We start from the raw sequence: 16,813 nt of genomic DNA, 5'->3' as shown, positions 1-16,813 counted from the left end.
GATGATTCCGCAGGAGATCATCCGGCGTAAACGCGATGGCGAGGAACTCGACCCCGCCGATATCAGCTCCTTCATCGCGGCACTCTCCGACGGGCAGCTGTCCGAAGGACAGATCGGCGCCTTCGCCATGGCCGTCTGGTTCAAGGGCATGTCACGCAAGGAAATCGTCGCCCTCACGCTGGCGATGGCCAATTCCGGCGACAGGCTGCAATGGGCGGATATCGGCCGTCCCATCGCCGACAAACATTCAACCGGCGGCGTCGGCGATAACGTCTCGCTGATGCTGGCGCCGATCGCCGCCGCCTGCGGCCTCGCCGTCCCGATGATCTCGGGGCGCGGCCTCGGCCATACCGGCGGCACGCTCGACAAGCTCGAATCCATTCCCGGCTATGTAATCACCCCTGATTCGGACCTGTTCCACAGGGTCGTGAAAGGGGCGGGATTCGCCATCATCGGCCAGACCGGAAGCTTGGCGCCCGCCGACGGCAGGCTTTATGCCGTGCGCGATGTCACCGCCACCGTCGATTCCATTCCGCTCATCACTGCCTCCATCCTGTCGAAGAAGCTCGCAGCCGGACTTGAGACGCTGGTGCTCGACGTCAAGCTCGGCAACGGCGCCTTCATGGCTGACCGCGGTCAGGCGGAGATGCTGGCGCGTTCCCTGGTCGAGGTGGCGAACGGCGCGGGCGTGAAGACCTCCGCCTTGATCACCGACATGAATGAGCCGCTTGCCGATTGCGCCGGCAATGCCGTCGAGATGCGCAACTGCTTGGACTTCCTGGCGGGCAGGAAGACCGGCACGCGACTCGAGACCGTGGTTTTTGCCTTCGCCGCCGAGATGCTGGTTAAATCAGGCATTGCCTCTTCCTGCGAGGAAGCCGACGCGATGGCGCGTCGAGCGCTGTCGTCGGGACGGGCGGCCGAAAGCTTCGGGCGCATGGTTTCCATGCTCGGCGGACCGGCCGATCTCGTCGAAAATCCCGAGAGATACCTGGCCGGGGCGCCGGTCGAAAGAGAAGTCCCCGCTGCCCGATCCGGCTGGATGGCCGCCTGCGACGCGCGCGGTATCGGCATCAGCGTCATCGATCTCGGCGGCGGCCGCCGCCATCCGTCAGATCGCATCGACCACCGCGTCGGTTTCTCCGGCCTCCTGCCGCTCGGCACGTGGGTCGATGCGGGCGATCCGATCGCTGTCGTTCACGCTGCCTGCGAAGCCGCGGCGGAAAAAGCAGTTGCCGCCCTTGCCGTGCATTATCGCATTGCTGACGACAGGCCGGAATTGGCCCCCGTCATTGCAGGTCGGGTCTGATGCGGTTTACTGTTTGAGGCTGAGCGAGCCGTCGGCGACCGAATAGGAGGCGAGTTTCTGCAGGAAGCTCATGCCGACGAGCGTGGTCGTCAAGGCATCGTCCCTGAGCACGAAGGCTTCGACATTGCGGACGCGGATGCCGCCGATTTCGACGCGGTCAAGGATCACATGCGCGGCCTTCGTCTGGCCGTTCGCCGTGTTCACACCATAGCGGAAGTCAAGCTGATTTGCGGTGTAGCCGAGCCGGCGGGCGAGTGTCTCATTGAGCGCGACATAGGTGGCGCCGGTATCGATCAGCCCTGGCACCGGTTTGCCGTTGATCTTGAAGCTGCCGGTATAGTGCCCCTGCGCATCCGCCTGCAGGCGGATCGTACCATTGCCGGAAGCGGGCGCCGGTGCAGCGGACTGGTGGGCGTCGGCCGAGACGTAATTGGCGGAGAGACCGTCGGCAGGTTGTTGGCTGATACGTCCAACGAGCGAAGGTACCTGTGTGGCCAGCACTGCGGCGACGCTGGCGAAAATGACGGTACGCACGAGCATGAAACAGAAATCCTTCCTGTATAAACCCCGCGTCATGCGGGGCCTCATGCTTCCAGCTTGCTAAGCCTCAAATCCTGAGAACTTGCTAATATCGATAACAAAAAGGCCCGGAGCGAACCTTCCGGGCCATAAAGTCTTGCGATTTGGTAAAGGAAGGCTGAAATTATTTCGTGCCGTACATGCGGTCGCCGGCATCGCCGAGGCCCGGCATAATGTAGCCCTTCTCGTTCAGATGGCTGTCGATCGCCGCGGTGAAGACCGGAACATCCGGATGCGCCGCGCGGAAGTTGCGGATGCCTTCCGGGGCGGCGAGCAGGCAGAGGAAGCGGATATTGTGGGCGCCGCGTTCCTTGAGCTTGTCGATCGCCGCAATCGAGGAATTGCCGGTCGCCAGCATCGGGTCGACGACGATGATCAGGCGCTCGGCCACGTCCTCCGGCGCCTTGAAGTAATACTCGACCGGCTGCAGCGTCTCGTGATCGCGATAGACGCCGATATGCGAGACCCGGGCGGAAGGCACGAGATCGAGCATGCCTTCGAGCAGCCCGTTGCCGGCGCGCAGGATCGAGGCGAAGACCAGCTTCTTGCCCTCGAGGATCGGCGAGTCCATCGTCTGCAGCGGCGTCTCGATCGTCGCCATCGTCAATTCGAGATCGCGGGTGACCTCGTAACAAAGCAGCGTGGAGATTTCGCGCAGCAGGCGCCGGAAACTTCCCGTCGATGTCTCCTTGCGTCGCATGATGGTGAGCTTGTGCTGCACAAGCGGGTGATCGATGACCGTGACGCCGTCCATGGGGAAGCCTTTCATTCTTTCTATCGAATGTTTCTTTCACGGAAATCGGCCCGACCGCAAGAGCGGAGCCGAATTTGCCGCGATCTTCCCCAATGCTTGTCGCCCGGAAGTGTGCAGCGGTTCCGGGATAAGAAGACACTCATCTTCAAAGCCGGGCAAGCAGAGCCTTGCGCGTCTCTTCATCGACGAAAGCTGCCTCGATCGCCGTGCGGGTCATGGCGTCGATCTCTGTGTCGCTGAAGCCGAAGACATCGGCCGCAAGTTCATACTCCCGCTTCAGCGACGTATGGAAAAACGGCGGATCGTCGGAACTGATCGTCACCCGCACGCCCGCTTCCTTCAGTCGCCGCAGCGGATGCGAGGTGAAATCGGGAAACACCCTGAGCGCGATATTGGAGCCTGGGCAGACTTCAAGCACGGTGCCGAGATCGGCAAGTCGCTTCACCAGATCGACATCCTCGATGGCACGCACGCCGTGGCCGATGCGTGCAGGCCGCACGGCATCGAGCGCGTCGGCAACGCTGAAGGCGCCGCAGACCTCGCCGGCATGGATGGTCAAGCCCAGACCGGCATCGCGGGCGATGTCGAAGGCTCTGATATAATCGGCCACACGGCCCATGCGCTCCTCACCGGCTAGATTGAAGCCGGTTATCAGAGGGTTGCCGGCCTTTGCCGCATATTCGGCCGCTCCCATCACGCTCTCCGGACCGAAATGCCGTTCCCCGGTGACGATCAGCCGGGCCTCGATGCCGGTTTTGGCCTTGGCCCGCCGGATGCCTTCACAGACGCCTGCTATATAGGCATCGGCGCCGAGCCCGATACGCTTGCCGTGGTCGGGCGAGACGATGAGTTCGCTGTAGATCGTATGGATGCCGGCAAGTTCGTCTAGATAGGTTTCGGTCAGAAGCGCATAATCCTCCTCCGTCCTGTAGACCTCGGAAACCTTGTCGTAACATTCCAGAAAACTTGCGAAATCGTGCCAGACATAGGCGCCATCGCGCAGCTCGCCGCTGATGTCGACACCGTATTTCCGCGCCTGCGCCTCGGTCAATGCAGGCGGTGCCGCGCCCTCCAGATGGCAGTGCAGCTCGACCTTCTTCAAATGCGATGTCACAAAAAGCTCCTTCCATGCGCGCCGCCCGGGATGCCGAGATGGTGCGCAATGCTTTCGCCGATATCGGCATAGGTGCGGCGAACGCCGATGGAACGCGACCGGATGCCGGGGCCGTAGGCGATGACCGGCACGCGTTCGCGCGTATGATCCGTGCCGCGCCAGGTAGGGTCGCAGCCATGGTCGGCGGTCAGCACGACGAGGTCGCCGGGTTTCAACTTCTTGTGGACCTCAGGCAGACGCGCATCAAAGGCTTCGAGCGCTGCCGCATAACCGGGCACGTCACGACGATGGCCGTAGATCATGTCGAAATCGACGAAATTGGTGAAGACGAGATCGCCGTCCTCGGCCTCGTCGATTGCCGATAGCGACGCATCCATCAGCGCCTCGTTGCCGCTGGCCTTGATGAGCCTGGAAATGCCCTGGTGGGCGAAGATGTCACCGATCTTTCCGACGGCATGCACATGCCGGCGGTGCTCGACGAGCCGGTCGAGCAGTGTCGGCTCCGGCGGCGGCACGGAAAAATCGCGCCGGTTTCCGGTGCGCTGGAAGGTGGAGGACGACTGGCCGATGAAGGGCCGGGCAATGACGCGGCCAATATTGTAGGAATCGAGAAGGGTGCGGGCCGTGCGGCAGAAGGCAAGCAGCCGGTCCAGGCCGAAATGCATTTCGTGCGCCGCGACCTGGAAGACCGAATCCGAGGACGTGTAGCAGATCGGCTTGCCGGTGCGGATATGTTCCTCGCCGAGCCTGGCGATGATTTCGGTTCCCGAGGCGTGGCAATTGCCGAGAATGCCGGGAACGTCGCCCTCCCGGCATAGTGCCTCGATCAGCTCCGGGGGAAAGGCATCGCCTTCCGTCGGAAAATATCCCCAATCGAAATTGACGGGTGTCCCTGCGATCTCCCAATGCCCCGATGGCGTATCCTTGCCGCGGGAGATTTCGCTGGCGGCGCCATAAATGCCGTAGAGCTTTTCCGGCAGGGGCATGCCGGCCGGAAATCGGCCGGAGGCGGCCCGGGCGATGTGCAGAAGCCCGAGTTCCGACATGTTGGGCAGGGAAAGCGGTCCGCTGCGCAGCCCAGCGCGGTCTCCGGCACCGGCCGCGCAGAATTCGGCGATATGGCCGAGCGTGTCGGCGCCCTCGTCGCCATAGGCTGCCGCATCCGGCGCCCCGCCGACGCCGAAGGAATCGAGAACGAAAAGAAAGGCGCGCGCCATTTTACCCCCGAAAGGACCGATCGCCGGCCTCCGGACCGTCGGAGGCTGAAGCCCACGCATATAGTGCCGCGCCTGCCTTGGCAAATTCGAGGTGGGAAGGGGGTCAGCAGTCTCCGCAGGGGATCGAGTCGCCTTGCCGCTGGCGGTAGAAGTAACTGCGGCTGATGGTAATCGTGCGCATCCCATCCGGCATGAAGTTCGGCGCGAACAGGAACATCGTATAGGGGATGCTGAGTTCGGTCCGAACGAGGAAGCTGTTTGCCATCTTCATATCGGCCGGCACGTCGCTCACCGGCGCATTCTTGGCGTAAGGCGCCGTTCCGCCCTGCGCCCAGGACCAGAGCACTTTCGCATTGGCGCCGGCGTCGATTGAAATTCCGGTGATTTTCAGCGTCAGCGATGTTGAATTGTAGGGCACGAACATCGCCGTTGCGACCGACGGCATCTGCGCGAGCGCGCTCTTCGTGACGGATTGCTGCTGGGTGACGAGGTCGGCGATCGAACCAGCGGCGCGTGTCGCGCGTTTGCTGACGCTGAGGCCGATGGTGATCTCGAAAGCGCCGATATAGAGCATGATGAGCACGGGAAAGAGGATCGCGAATTCGATCGCTCCGGCGCCCTTGCGCTCTCGCGCCAGCCGACGCGCCTGCTGTACCAGTCTGGTGAACGGGTTGCGCATCGCCATTATGGATACTGCTCGTTCTGGAAGGCGGAGGTTGCGATGATCAGATATTGCGTCGGCATCGAACCGTCGGACGGACGGATCGTCGTGATATAGGGCCGGACCAGATCCGTGATGATTTCCCATCGATAATAGGCGCGCAGCATGTTGATGGTGCCGGCACCGCCAGGCGTATATTTGAAGGCGGCAGTGTTGATATCGGCATATCGGTCACTGGAAACCTTGGGGATCGTCGTCGGGATGGCCGAGAAGGTGCCGAATGTCTGCACATCCAGGTAAAGCTTGCTCGGCGTGGCGGCTTCGCTGGTCGAGCAGCTGATCAGGATCGAAATCTCATTGCAGAACGCCTGGCGGAATTGCGTCCGGCTCATGTCGGTCGTACGGCCGAGATTGTAGGTGATCTGCCCGGTCCGCATCCGCCGGCTCATCGTATCGACGGCGTTGGAGACGAGTTCTTCGGCAGCGAACGCGATGAAGGTTTCTAGGATCGCGAAGATCACCAGGAAGTACGGGATGGCAAGCAAGGCAAATTCGATCGCCGCTGCGCCGTCGCGCGAGCGGACAACAGCGCGAAACCGGGAGAAACGGTCCGGCGCGAAGGCGCGCTCCCTATCCGTCTTCTGATCAACTACCGTCATTGCCTGGACCCGCGCGACATCTCTGCCTGCCACACTAGGGTCCGTTCGTTGATTTTCCGTTTCAGGCCGATACGACGATTTTAACGAATGGCAGAAGATCCGGGCCGGGCCGATCAGGGTGACGTGGCGCCGGCGGCCGCTTGCTGCGCATGCTGCTCGCAATTGGGCGTGCAGGACAGCACGGAGCGCTCGGTCTGCCGGTAGACGCGCACCGTGTTGCCCTCGTCTATCGACACAAGGATGCGCTCGTCGAGGATCGCGTTGCCGTCGGCGTCCAGAAGGACCAGATTGGTGGTGCCGAAGCTGCGTCCTGTCAGCACGATCGTCTTGGCATCGGCGACGGTCGCGTCGGCGACCTGGGCATTGCCGACGATGACCTTGCTGACGGGGCGGTCGAGCTTCAAGACGCGCGCGTGATCCATATAGACGCGCAGCATGTCATCGTCTGCGGCCGAGGAAACTCCCGAAACACCGGAAACGGCGATCATACCGGCAAAGAAAATGGTTTTGCCGCTCGATGACATTGGGTCCTCTTTCACGATCACAGCGCAATAGGCGCATAGAATGGAAAAAAATGGTGAATGAAGCCTTAAACCCACCATCTTGTTTCGCGGTGAAGCAAGTTGATCTGATTTGGCACTGGATCCAGTCGGTGTCATTGCGGCTCGATACGGCGCCTGTGCTATTACCGGATGAATCCCCTCGTTAACCTCTGAAAACCATTAAATCTTGAGCGAAATGAATAGCGTAAGGCTTACCATACAGGAGCCTCCGACGGCTTTCACATGCTGTTAACTCTTTTTCTTAAGCCGATGGAAACGCCCATTCATTAGATTGCTGTTCATCCGATCAACGGCAACAGTTGGCGGACGTGCTGAACATCAACTGGAGTTAGGAGTACCCATGACCAAGCTTTTTAGCCGTTTTCTGAAGGACGAATCCGGCGCGACCGCAATCGAATACGGCCTGATCGCAGCTCTCATTTCCGTAGCGCTCATCGCCGGCGCCACGACCCTCGGCGAGAAGATCGGCAACACGTTCAACGGTCTGAGCACCAAGATGGATGACGCCACCACGGCGGTCAACTAAGCGAGGCGCCGCGCGGCGGCACCTCCCTGATTCTGGCCGGATCTGACCTGGCTGGTCTATCGAGCGGGCTCACGCGCTGAATGGCCGTGAGCCTTTTCGCATCTTATTATGATCGGGTATACGCATGATCGCAGCTGCAGTCTTTGTAATACTGCCACTCTGCCTCGCCGTGGCGGCCTTCTCGGATCTGTTCACCATGACGATCCCGAACCGCATTTCCCTGATCCTTGTTGTCTCCTTCCTCGCACTGGCGCCGTTTTTTGGTTTCGGCCTGCAGGCGATCGGCATGCATCTTGCCGCCGGCGCGATCGTCTTTACCGCATGCTTTGCTCTTTTTGCCTTTAATGTGATGGGCGGCGGAGACGCAAAGCTGTTGACCGCCACCGCACTCTGGTTCGGCCTGAACGAATCCCTGCTTTTCCTGATGACCGATGTTGCCATTATCGGCGGCCTAATCACCCTGCTCATCCTGCTGCTGAGGGCACAGTCGAATACCATCCTCGCCATCGGCCTGCCGGTGCCGAACTCTCTGCTGCTCGCCAAGAAGATTCCCTACGGCATCGCCATCGCGATCGGCGGCTTCATGGCCTTCCCGTCCTCGCCGCTCTTCACCGCCGCGCTGGAAAGCCTGAAATAACCGCATTTTAAATGCCCGTTAACTTAAAATGTAAGCATTCCATTAACCATAATTACACCAATTCCTGAGCATTCTGCAGGGCGAACATATCGTGCCCTGAGGAATGATCGATGAAACCGGCCCGCCTTATAATTCTCGCTGTCGCCGTGGTGGCAGCCGGCCTAGCCGGGCTCCTGGCAATGCGCATGGCCGGCAGCGGTGGCGTCGTCACCCAGGTGCAGTCGGTTATCAAGAAAGAACCCACCGTCAACATCCTCGTTTCGAGCGGCAATCTGCCGGTCGGGGCAAGGCTCGATGAGAAATCGATGCACTGGATGCCCTGGCCGCAGGGCGGCGTGGTCCAGGGCTTCATCACCGAGGCTGACAAGCCGGACGCGATCAAGGACCTGCAGGGCGCCGTCGTGCGTCTGCCGATCTTCGAAGGCGAGCCGATCCGGCCTGAAAAGGTCGCCGATTCCAGCAGCCGCATCCTGTCCTCGCTGTTGCCGGCCGGCAAACGCGCCGTCGCGACCGAGATCTCTGTGGCAACGGGCGCTGGCGGTTTCATCCTGCCGAACGATCGCGTCGACGTCATCATGGTCCGCAAGGGTACCGAGGCCAACAAGCTGATCACCGAAACCGTGCTGAGCAATGTGCGCGTTCTCGCCATCGACCAGCAGATCCAGGAAAAGGACGATGGTTCGAAGACGGTGGTCGGCACGACCGCAACGCTCGAGCTGACCCCGGACCAGACGAAAGTTCTCGCCGTTGCCCAACAGATGGCTGACCGGCTTTCGCTCGCTCTGCGCTCGGTCGCCGATGCGCAGGAGCAGGATACCAGTGCGGCGGACTATCTGCTGAGCGGCGACAACGGCAGCGCGATCATTCAGGTCATCAAGTCGGGCTCCATCGTGACGGATGCCGGCGCAGCGCCGAAGGCGGAGTAAAGGGACGTGCAAATGGGTAATTCAACGCGGCGCGCCAAACTTCTCCTGACAGGCTGCCTTTCGCTGGCAGTCGGCGCGACCGGCATGGCGCCGACCTCTTTCGGGCCGCTTTTCGCTGTCCGTGAGGCGCGTGCCGCTGAAAGCCTTGTCCGCATCTCGCAGACCGGCCCCGACGCCCATCGCCGGCTGAAGCTCGGGCTGAACAAGGCCGTCGTCGTCGACCTGCCGGAGGAAGCCCATGATATCCTGGTCTCCGATCCGACAATGGCCGATGCCGTTACCCGCACTTCCCGGCGCATCTACCTGTTCGGCAAGAAGGTCGGCCAGACGAATATCTTTGTCTTCGGCGCCGGCGGGCAGGAGGTCGTCAATCTCGACATCGAGATCGAGCGCGACGTCTCCGGCCTTGAAACCAATCTCCGCCGTTTCATTCCCGACTCCAACATCAAAGTCGAAATCGTCTCCGACAATATCGTGCTGACCGGCACCGTGCGCACCCCGCAGGATGCGACGCAGGCGGCCGATCTGGCGCAGGTCTTCCTGAAGGGCGGCGAAGCGACGACGAGAACCGAGACGGCCTCCGGCACCGGCGGCGACAGCTCGGTGGCGCTCTTTGCCGAAGGCCGCCAGACGTCGCAGGTCGTCAACCTCCTGCAGATCCAGGGCGAGGACCAGGTCACCCTCAAGGTGACGATCGCCGAGGTTCGCCGCGAGGTGCTGAAGCAGCTCGGCTTCGACAACCTCGTCTCCAGTTCCTCCGGCATGACGGTCGCTCAGCTTGGCACTCCGAGCGCCGACAGCGCCACAGCCACCGTCGGCGGCGGCCTGGCGGCGCTCTTCAAGAGCTCGATCGGCAAATACGATATTTCGACTTATCTCAATGCGCTGGAGCAGGCCAAGGTCGTCAGGACGCTTGCGGAGCCGACGTTGACGGCCATATCCGGCCAGGCGGCAACCTTCAATTCCGGCGGCCAGCAGCTTTATTCGACGACCGACAATGACGGCAACGTCACGGTCGTTCCCTTCAACTACGGCATCAATCTTGCCTTCAAACCGGTCGTGCTGTCGTCTGGACGCATCAGCCTGGAGATCAAGACGAACGTCTCCGAGCCGGTGGCCGGCAGCGGCAACGCCACCTATCAGCGGCGTTCGGCGGAGACCTCGGTGGAACTGCCTTCTGGCGGCTCGATCGCTCTGGCGGGCCTCATCCGCGACAATGTTTCCCAGACGATGGGCGGCACACCCGGCGTCTCCAAGATCCCGCTGCTCGGCACGCTCTTCCGCCAGAAGGGTTTCGAACGTCAGGAAACCGAACTTGTCATCATCGCGACACCCTATCTGGTGCGCCCGGTGGCGCGGAACCAACTCAACCGGCCGGATGATAATTTCAGCCCTGAGAATGACGGTGCAACCTTCTTCCTCAACCGTGTGAACAAGGTCTATGGCGGCCGCGAGGCGCCCGTGGCCGACGCGCAGTTCCACGGCTCGATCGGGTTCATCTACAAATGAGCGGGGCACGATCGGCAGCAATGGCACAGAACAGAGATCAGGCGATGGCCCAGATGAATGCGACGACACACCGCCTCGGTTGCTCCAGGGCGCTTTTTACCGCGGCGGTCATGTCGCTGGCGATCCTGTCCGGATGCGCCGGTCCGCATGACCAGCTGACGACAGGCGGGATTCCTGACGACTACCGCGCCCGCCATCCGATCATCGTCACGGAGGCGGAGCAGACGGTGGATATACCCGTCGCCTCGACCGACCGCCGCCTGACCATCGCCCAGCGTGATCTCATCCGCGGCTTTGCCGCCAACTACATTTCACGCGCCTCGGGGCCGGTTTATGTCCTGTCGCCGGAAGGTTCGCCCAATTCCGCAGCCGCACATCAGCTGCGCAACCAAGTTCGTGCCGAGCTGACGACAAGAGGGATCGCAAGTTCGAAAATCATCAATACCTCCTATGCCGCTGCCGGCGCCGGCGATGCCGCGCCGATCCGGCTGAGCTTTACCGGCACGACCGCGATCACCACGCAATGCGGCCAGTGGCCGAAGGATATCTCGAACGATCTCGCCAACCAGAACTATTATAATTTTGGCTGCGCCTCGCAGAACAACCTCGCTGCCCAGATCGCTAATCCGGAGGACCTGGTGGCGCCCCGCGGCATGACCCCGATCGATGCACAGCGGCGCAACAACGCAATACAGGAATACCGGACGACGACAACGACGATCGAGGATGTTGCCGGCAGCGACAGCAGCTTCTGAGGCGGAACGGGACGATGAGCGCGATCGAATACGAAATCAGGAACCCCAGCGAACTTCGTCACGCCGAAGAGGCGGTGCGGATGGCGGATCTGGAAAATATGCGGCCATTGCCGCGCATCTCCGTTCACGCCTTCTGCGAGAGCGAGCCCCTGCAGCATGTGATGGAACGCTGCGCCAACGACCGGCGCATGGCGAAGGTGAGCATGCGCATCACCAGCGGCGGCATAGCCGCTGCCGCCAATATGTTCGCCGCAGCGCCGACGCCGAACCTGATCATCCTCGAGACCAAAGCCAATTCCGGAAGCCTGCTCGACGAACTTGCGCCGCTCGCCGCCGTCTGCGACCCCAGCACCAAGGTCGTGATCGTCGGCTACTACAATGATATCGGGCTTTATCGCGAACTCATCCGCAACGGCATTTCCGAATATATGGTTCAGCCGGTCGCCATGCCCGACATTCTGACGGCGATGGCCTCGATCTTCGTTGATCCGGAAGCCGAGCCGCTCGGGCGCAGCATCGCCTTCATCGGCTCGAAAGGCGGCACCGGCGCCTCGACCATCGCGCATAATTGCGCTTTCGGCATTTCCAATCTTTTCTCCACCGAGACGATCCTCGCCGATCTCGACCTGCCCTATGGCACAGCCAATATCGACTTCGATCAGGATCCGGCGCAAGGCATCGCCGAAGCGGTCTTTGCGCCCGATCGGCTCGACGAGGTCTTTCTCGACCGCTTGCTGACGAAATGCTCCGAGCACCTTTCCCTCCTTGCCGCACCCTCGCTGCTCGACCGCGCCTATGATTTCGATGGCCAGGCCTTCCAGCCGGTGCTCGATGTCCTGCAGCGCAGTGCGCCCGTCACCGTGCTAGACGTCCCGCATGCCTGGTCGGAATGGACGCGCTCGGTTCTGGCGAGCGTCGACGAGGTGGTCATCACGGCGGTTCCCGACCTTGCCAACCTGCGCAACACCAAAAACATGCTGGACGCGCTGCGCAAGATGCGGCCGAATGACAAGCCGCCGCATCTGATCCTCAATCAGGTCGGCATGCCGAAACGCCCGGAGATATCGCCGTCGGATTTCTGTGAGCCGCTGGAGGTCGATCCGATCGCGATCATTCCCTTTGACATCAACCTCTTCGGCAACGCCGCCAACAGCGGCCGGATGATCTCGGAAGTCGATCCGAAGTCGCCGACGGCCGAAACCTTTTCGCAGATATCGCACATCGTCACCGGCCGGGTCGCCATCAAGAAGGCGAAGAAGGGCGGCCTGCTCGGCCTCCTGAAGCGGAAGTAGGTGACCAGAATGAAGAGATCGGATTAAGCGGCATGTTTGGAAAACGCGGAAACGATGGTTTCGGAAAGGCCGGAGGCGCGATTGCTCCTCCGCCGCCGGCCCCGGCCGCCGCCCCCGTGGCCTCTTCTCCTGCCGTCCTCGTCGAACCCCAGCGCGAACCCGCGCGCCAGCAGGTGATGCCGCCGCCGATGCAGGCGCCGCAGCGCAAGCGACCGGTTCGCACCGACGAATATTATGATACCAAGCAGCAGGTCTTTTCCGCGCTGATCGACACGATCGATCTCTCGCAGCTTTCCAAGCTCGATGGCGAAAGCGCGCGCGAGGAAATCCGCGACATCGTCAACGACATCATCACCATCAAGAACTTCGCGATGTCGATCTCCGAGCAGGAAGAATTGCTCGAGGATATCTGCAATGACGTTCTGGGCTACGGTCCGCTGGAGCCGTTGCTCGCGCGCGACGACATCGCCGACATCATGGTCAACGGCGCCGGCCAGACCTTCATCGAAGTCGGCGGCAAGACGATCGAATCGGAAATCCGCTTCCGTGACAATGCGCAGCTTCTCTCCATCTGCCAGCGCATTGTCAGCCAGGTCGGCCGCCGCGTCGATGAATCGAGCCCGATCTGCGACGCGCGCCTGCCCGATGGCTCGCGCGTCAACGTCATCGCGCCGCCGCTGTCGATTGACGGGCCGGCGCTGACCATCCGCAAGTTCAAGAAGGACAAGCTGACGCTCGACCAGCTCGTCCGTTTCGGCGCGATCACGCCGGAAGGCGCGACCGTGCTGCAGATTATCGGCCGCGTGCGCTGCAACGTCATCATCTCGGGCGGCACGGGCTCGGGCAAAACGACCCTGCTGAACTGCCTCACCAACTACATCGACCGGGACGAGCGCGTCATCACCTGCGAGGACACGGCCGAACTGCAGCTGCAGCAGCCGCATGTCGTGCGTCTCGAAACGCGCCCGCCGAATATCGAAGGCGAGGGCGAGATCACCATGCGCGACCTCGTCAAGAACTGCCTGCGCATGCGTCCAGAACGCATCATCGTCGGCGAAGTGCGCGGACCTGAAGTCTTCGACTTGCTGCAGGCCATGAACACCGGTCACGACGGCTCGATGGGCACGATCCATGCCAACACGCCGCGCGAATGCCTGAGCCGTATCGAATCGATGATCGCCATGGGCGGCTTCTCGCTGCCGGCAAAGACGGTCCGCGAGATTATCTCCACCTCCGTCGATATCATCATCCAGGCAGCGCGCCTGCGCGACGGTTCGCGCCGCATCACCCAGATCACCGAAGTGATCGGCATGGAAGGCGACGTCATCATCACCCAGGATCTGATGCGCTACGAGATCGAAGGCGAGGATGCTGGCGGCCGACTGGTCGGCCGGCACATGTCGACCGGCGTCGGCAAACCGCATTTCTGGGATCGGGCTCGTTACTTCAACGAGGAAAAGCGCCTGGCCGCCGCCCTCGACGCAATGGAAGCGAAATCGAAGGAATAGGGTGATGTTCGGATTCGATCCGGTAGTCCTGGCAATCGTCGTCCTCGCCGCTGTCTCCGCCGCGGCGGTCGCCTATGCCCTGCTGTTTTCCCGGATCGAGGCCGACAAGAAATCGGCAAGCCGCATCAACCGTGTCAAATCGGCCGAGGTCGACCGTGCCAAGGTCAAGGCTGCCCGCGACCGGGTGCAGGAGATGTCGAAGCGGCGCAAATCGGTGCAGGACAACCTGAAGGATCTGGAAAAGCGCCAGAACGAAAAGACCAAGAAGACCCTGTCGATGAAACCGCGGCTGGTGCAGGCCGGGCTGACGGTCACGCTGACGCAGTTCTATCTCTTCAGCGCCATTTTCGCTTCGGTGCTGCTGTTCATGGCCTTTATCATCGGCGCGTCGTGGCTGGTCATGGTCGGCATCGCTTTCGTCGCCGGACTCGGTCTGCCGCGTTGGGTCATTGGTTTCCTGATCAAGCGCCGCCAGAACAAGTTCCTCAACGAGTTCCCCAATGCGCTCGATGTCATCACCCGTTCGATCAAATCGGGATTGCCGCTCAACGATGCGATCCGCCTTATCGCCACCGAAGGCACCGAGCCGGTGAAGAGCGAATTCCGCCGGGTGATCGAAGCCCAGCAAGTTGGCCTCAGCATTCCCGACGCTTGCGCCCGCATGACACTCCAAATGCCGCTCCAGGAAGTCAACTTCTTCGCGATCGTCATCGCCATCCAGTCGCAGGCCGGCGGCAATCTCTCCGAAGCGATCGGCAACCTGTCAAAGGTGCTGCGCGAGCGCAGGAAGATGAAGGCCAAGGTCTCGGCGCTGTCGATGGAAGCCAAGGCGTCCGCCGTCATCATCGGTGCTCTGCCCTTTATCGTCGCGACCCTCGTTTACCTCACGTCGCCGAACTACATGATCGTCCTTTTCACCGATCCGCGCGGCCATTTCATCATGGGCGCCTCGGCGGTCTGGATGTCGATCGGCATCCTCGTCATGCGCAACATGGTCAATTTCGACATCTAGCGGGAGAGAAGCACCATGTCGCAGGATCTTGCCGCAACGCTGACCAATCCGAGCATGCTGATCGCTGTTTTCGTCGCGATCGCCGTCTTCGCGACTTTTTACACGATCGCCATCCCCTTCTTCGAGCGCGGCGATCTCAACAAGCGCATGAAAGCTGTCTCGACCGAGCGCGAGCAGATCCGCGCCCGCGAACGCGCCCGCTTGAACATGGAACCGGGCGCCGGCAAGGCTTCGCTCAGGAACCAGAACAACCGCTCGGTCCGCCAGATCGTCGAACGTTTCAACCTGCGCAAGGCGCTCGTCGACGAAAACACGGTCAACAAGCTGCGCGCCGCCGGTTTTCGCTCGGAAAATGCGCTGAATACCTTTCTGGTCGCGCGCTTCCTGCTGCCATTTCTCTTCCTCGCACTTGCCGCCTTCTGGGTCTTCGGTCTCGGCGGCCTTGCTGGTCGCGGCATGCCCATGCGTATGCTCGCCGTCATCGGCATCGCCTATCTCGGCTTTTATGCGCCGAATATCTATATCTCCAACCGCATGAGCAAGCGTCAGCACTCGATAAAGCGCGCCTGGCCGGATGCGCTGGATCTGATGCTGATCTGCGTCGAATCCGGCGTCTCGATGGAGGCGGCGATGCGTCGCGTGTCGGAGGAGCTCGGCGAGCAGTCGCCGCCGCTTGCCGAGGAGATGGTGTTGACCACCGCCGAACTCTCCTTCCTGCCGGATCGCCGCGTGGCGCTCGATAATCTCGCCGCACGTACGCAGCTCGAGCTGGTGCGTTCGGTGACCCAGGCGCTGATCCAGGCGGACCGCTACGGCACGCCGGTTGCACAGGCCCTGCGCGTTCTGGCCCAGGAAGGACGCGACGAGCGGATGAACGAAGCGGAAAAGAAGGCGGCCGCCCTGCCGCCGAAACTGACGGTGCCGATGATCCTGTTTTTCCTGCCGGTGCTGATCGCCGTCATTCTCGGCCCGGCCGGCATCCAGGTGGCGGATAGATTCTGAACCGCAGGGGCCACTTCGACCCGCGTGACCGACGCTGGCATAGCTGATAAACAGGATGAGGCGGTCGGGAGCACGGAAGTGACCGCCGCTTTCCCAGCGCTATCCGATTCCGAAAGAGGTTCCGATGTCTTCCGCAGGCATTTTCATCAGCATCATGGCAGCCTTGGCCGTCGGCGCGATGAGCCCCGGCCCGAGCTTCGTCGTCGTCTCCAGGATTGCCATCTCGCGTTCGCGGCTGGATGGACTTGCGGCGGCATTCGGCATGGGCGCCGGCGGCGTCGTTTTCGCCGGCCTGGCGCTCGCCGGTCTGACGGCGTTGCTGTCGCAATTCGAATGGCTTTATGTGCTGCTCAAGGTGGCGGGCGGGGCTTATCTCCTCTACATCGCCGTCAATATCTGGAGAGGCGCCGCAAAGCCGATCGAGCTTTCCGATGCCGTCCATGGCCATCGTGCGCCCATGCGCAGCTTCATGACCGCATTGCTGACGCAGCTCAGCAACCCGAAGACCATCATCGTCTACGCCAGCCTCTTTGCGGCGCTTCTGCCGAGGACGGTGCCGCTCGATCTCCTCGTCGCGCTGCCGGTCGGCGTGTTCGCGGTGGAGGCGGGGTGGTATTCGATCGTGGCGCTCGCCTTTTCGGCCCGCCACCCGCGGCGGCTCTATCTCCATGCCAAGGGCTGGATCGACCGCGCCGCCAGTGCGGTGATGGGCGGCCTTGGTCTGCGGCTCATTCTTTCGGGCCTCAGCGTCAGGTAGATCAGGCGGAGAGGGGCCTGGTCATCCGGCAAA

The 16,813-nt window shown here is 61.8% G+C and carries 18 protein-coding genes; 11 read left to right on the top strand and 7 right to left on the bottom strand.

All coding sequences use genetic code 11. The features are described from left to right. The first annotated feature begins 1 nt into the window (after position 1). Positions 2 to 1,309: a thymidine phosphorylase gene (gene deoA / locus HJC00_RS24605; RefSeq protein WP_210629586.1), complete on the top strand. Its 1,308-nt coding sequence runs from the start codon at positions 2 to 4 to the stop codon at positions 1,307 to 1,309. A 6-nt stretch (positions 1,310 to 1,315) separates the two neighbouring features. Here the strand turns inward: deoA and HJC00_RS24600 are convergent, their stop codons facing one another. From HJC00_RS24600 to HJC00_RS24570, 7 genes are all read right to left on the bottom strand, one after another. Then, positions 1,316 to 1,885 (bottom strand): TIGR02281 family clan AA aspartic protease, encoded by a 570-nt coding sequence (locus tag HJC00_RS24600; RefSeq protein WP_210629585.1) that lies wholly within the window; start codon positions 1,883 to 1,885, stop codon positions 1,316 to 1,318. Positions 1,886 to 2,012: 127 nt separating this feature from the next. Next, positions 2,013 to 2,642 (bottom strand): uracil phosphoribosyltransferase, encoded by a 630-nt coding sequence (gene upp / locus HJC00_RS24595; protein ID WP_020920114.1) that lies wholly within the window; start codon positions 2,640 to 2,642, stop codon positions 2,013 to 2,015. A 145-nt stretch (positions 2,643 to 2,787) separates the two neighbouring features. Beyond that, entirely contained in the window at positions 2,788 to 3,756 is a 969-nt protein-coding gene (locus HJC00_RS24590) for an adenosine deaminase (protein ID WP_221123537.1), read from the bottom strand. Continuing rightward, positions 3,753 to 4,973 carry a phosphopentomutase gene (locus tag HJC00_RS24585; RefSeq protein WP_221123538.1) on the bottom strand — a complete coding sequence of 407 codons (1,221 nt, stop codon included), beginning with the start codon at positions 4,971 to 4,973 and terminating at the stop codon, positions 3,753 to 3,755. The genes HJC00_RS24590 and HJC00_RS24585 overlap by 4 nt, the downstream gene beginning before the upstream one ends. 103 nt (positions 4,974 to 5,076) lie before the next feature. Further along, on the bottom strand, positions 5,077 to 5,658 hold the full coding sequence (locus HJC00_RS24580; protein ID WP_221147682.1) for a TadE/TadG family type IV pilus assembly protein: 582 nt from the start codon (positions 5,656 to 5,658) through the stop codon (positions 5,077 to 5,079). Next, positions 5,658 to 6,293, bottom strand: a complete 636-nt coding sequence (locus HJC00_RS24575) for a TadE/TadG family type IV pilus assembly protein (RefSeq protein WP_210629581.1) — start codon at positions 6,291 to 6,293, stop codon at positions 5,658 to 5,660. The genes HJC00_RS24580 and HJC00_RS24575 overlap by 1 nt, the downstream gene beginning before the upstream one ends. Positions 6,294 to 6,406: 113 nt before the next feature. Further along, entirely contained in the window at positions 6,407 to 6,817 is a 411-nt protein-coding gene (locus HJC00_RS24570) for a pilus assembly protein N-terminal domain-containing protein (protein WP_210629580.1), read from the bottom strand. Between the two features lie 379 nt (positions 6,818 to 7,196). Here HJC00_RS24570 and HJC00_RS24565 point away from each other — a divergent pair, with 379 nt between their 5' ends. From HJC00_RS24565 to HJC00_RS24520, 10 genes are all read left to right on the top strand, one after another. Then, positions 7,197 to 7,382, top strand: coding sequence for a Flp family type IVb pilin (locus HJC00_RS24565; RefSeq protein ID WP_085857806.1), 186 nt, complete (start codon positions 7,197 to 7,199; stop codon positions 7,380 to 7,382). 124 nt (positions 7,383 to 7,506) lie between these two features. Then, a complete protein-coding gene (locus HJC00_RS24560; RefSeq protein ID WP_221164733.1) occupies positions 7,507 to 8,019 on the top strand; it encodes a prepilin peptidase in 513 nt (170 codons plus the stop codon). Between the two features lie 110 nt (positions 8,020 to 8,129). Continuing rightward, positions 8,130 to 8,945 carry a Flp pilus assembly protein CpaB gene (gene cpaB, locus HJC00_RS24555; RefSeq protein ID WP_221164732.1) on the top strand — a complete coding sequence of 272 codons (816 nt, stop codon included), beginning with the start codon at positions 8,130 to 8,132 and terminating at the stop codon, positions 8,943 to 8,945. Positions 8,946 to 8,957: 12 nt separating this feature from the next. Then, positions 8,958 to 10,454, top strand: coding sequence for a type II and III secretion system protein family protein (locus HJC00_RS24550; protein ID WP_221164731.1), 1,497 nt, complete (start codon positions 8,958 to 8,960; stop codon positions 10,452 to 10,454). After that, positions 10,451 to 11,209 carry a CpaD family pilus assembly lipoprotein gene (locus HJC00_RS24545; protein ID WP_210629576.1) on the top strand — a complete coding sequence of 253 codons (759 nt, stop codon included), beginning with the start codon at positions 10,451 to 10,453 and terminating at the stop codon, positions 11,207 to 11,209. The genes HJC00_RS24550 and HJC00_RS24545 overlap by 4 nt, the downstream gene beginning before the upstream one ends. 14 nt (positions 11,210 to 11,223) lie before the next feature. Next, positions 11,224 to 12,501, top strand: a complete 1,278-nt coding sequence (locus HJC00_RS24540; RefSeq protein ID WP_210629575.1) for a CpaE family protein — start codon at positions 11,224 to 11,226, stop codon at positions 12,499 to 12,501. A gap of 32 nt (positions 12,502 to 12,533) precedes the next feature. Further along, positions 12,534 to 14,009 carry a CpaF family protein gene (locus HJC00_RS24535; protein ID WP_221147684.1) on the top strand — a complete coding sequence of 492 codons (1,476 nt, stop codon included), beginning with the start codon at positions 12,534 to 12,536 and terminating at the stop codon, positions 14,007 to 14,009. Positions 14,010 to 14,013: 4 nt separating this feature from the next. Continuing rightward, on the top strand, positions 14,014 to 15,021 hold the full coding sequence (locus tag HJC00_RS24530; protein WP_221164730.1) for a type II secretion system F family protein: 1,008 nt from the start codon (positions 14,014 to 14,016) through the stop codon (positions 15,019 to 15,021). 15 nt (positions 15,022 to 15,036) lie between these two features. Next, entirely contained in the window at positions 15,037 to 16,023 is a 987-nt protein-coding gene (locus HJC00_RS24525) for a type II secretion system F family protein (protein WP_210629572.1), read from the top strand. Positions 16,024 to 16,147: 124 nt separating this feature from the next. Further along, positions 16,148 to 16,780, top strand: coding sequence for a LysE family translocator (locus tag HJC00_RS24520; RefSeq protein WP_210629571.1), 633 nt, complete (start codon positions 16,148 to 16,150; stop codon positions 16,778 to 16,780). Positions 16,781 to 16,813: the final 33 nt, after the last annotated feature.

The organism is Rhizobium sp. NLR22b (genome assembly GCF_019685295.1).
GTDB lineage: Bacteria > Pseudomonadota > Alphaproteobacteria > Rhizobiales > Rhizobiaceae > Rhizobium.
The sequence above is the reverse complement of the archived record's forward strand: the minus strand, read 5'-3'. Positions and strand labels throughout refer to the sequence as shown.

Excerpts from the sequence above, each read along its gene's own strand:
- deoA (WP_210629586.1), top strand. The coding sequence starts at position 2 with ATGATTCCGCAGGAGATCATCCGGCGTAAACGCGATGGCGAGGAACTC.
- HJC00_RS24600 (WP_210629585.1), bottom strand. The coding sequence starts at position 1,885 with ATGACGCGGGGTTTATACAGGAAGGATTTCTGTTTCATGCTCGTGCGT.
- upp (WP_020920114.1), bottom strand. The coding sequence starts at position 2,642 with ATGGACGGCGTCACGGTCATCGATCACCCGCTTGTGCAGCACAAGCTC.
- HJC00_RS24585 (WP_221123538.1), bottom strand. The coding sequence starts at position 4,973 with ATGGCGCGCGCCTTTCTTTTCGTTCTCGATTCCTTCGGCGTCGGCGGG.
- HJC00_RS24580 (WP_221147682.1), bottom strand. The coding sequence starts at position 5,658 with ATGGCGATGCGCAACCCGTTCACCAGACTGGTACAGCAGGCGCGTCGG.
- HJC00_RS24575 (WP_210629581.1), bottom strand. The coding sequence starts at position 6,293 with ATGACGGTAGTTGATCAGAAGACGGATAGGGAGCGCGCCTTCGCGCCG.
- HJC00_RS24570 (WP_210629580.1), bottom strand. The coding sequence starts at position 6,817 with ATGTCATCGAGCGGCAAAACCATTTTCTTTGCCGGTATGATCGCCGTT.
- HJC00_RS24565 (WP_085857806.1), top strand. The coding sequence starts at position 7,197 with ATGACCAAGCTTTTTAGCCGTTTTCTGAAGGACGAATCCGGCGCGACC.
- HJC00_RS24560 (WP_221164733.1), top strand. The coding sequence starts at position 7,507 with ATGATCGCAGCTGCAGTCTTTGTAATACTGCCACTCTGCCTCGCCGTG.
- cpaB (WP_221164732.1), top strand. The coding sequence starts at position 8,130 with ATGAAACCGGCCCGCCTTATAATTCTCGCTGTCGCCGTGGTGGCAGCC.
- HJC00_RS24550 (WP_221164731.1), top strand. The coding sequence starts at position 8,958 with ATGGGTAATTCAACGCGGCGCGCCAAACTTCTCCTGACAGGCTGCCTT.
- HJC00_RS24545 (WP_210629576.1), top strand. The coding sequence starts at position 10,451 with ATGAGCGGGGCACGATCGGCAGCAATGGCACAGAACAGAGATCAGGCG.
- HJC00_RS24540 (WP_210629575.1), top strand. The coding sequence starts at position 11,224 with ATGAGCGCGATCGAATACGAAATCAGGAACCCCAGCGAACTTCGTCAC.
- HJC00_RS24535 (WP_221147684.1), top strand. The coding sequence starts at position 12,534 with ATGTTTGGAAAACGCGGAAACGATGGTTTCGGAAAGGCCGGAGGCGCG.
- HJC00_RS24530 (WP_221164730.1), top strand. The coding sequence starts at position 14,014 with ATGTTCGGATTCGATCCGGTAGTCCTGGCAATCGTCGTCCTCGCCGCT.
- HJC00_RS24525 (WP_210629572.1), top strand. The coding sequence starts at position 15,037 with ATGTCGCAGGATCTTGCCGCAACGCTGACCAATCCGAGCATGCTGATC.
- HJC00_RS24520 (WP_210629571.1), top strand. The coding sequence starts at position 16,148 with ATGTCTTCCGCAGGCATTTTCATCAGCATCATGGCAGCCTTGGCCGTC.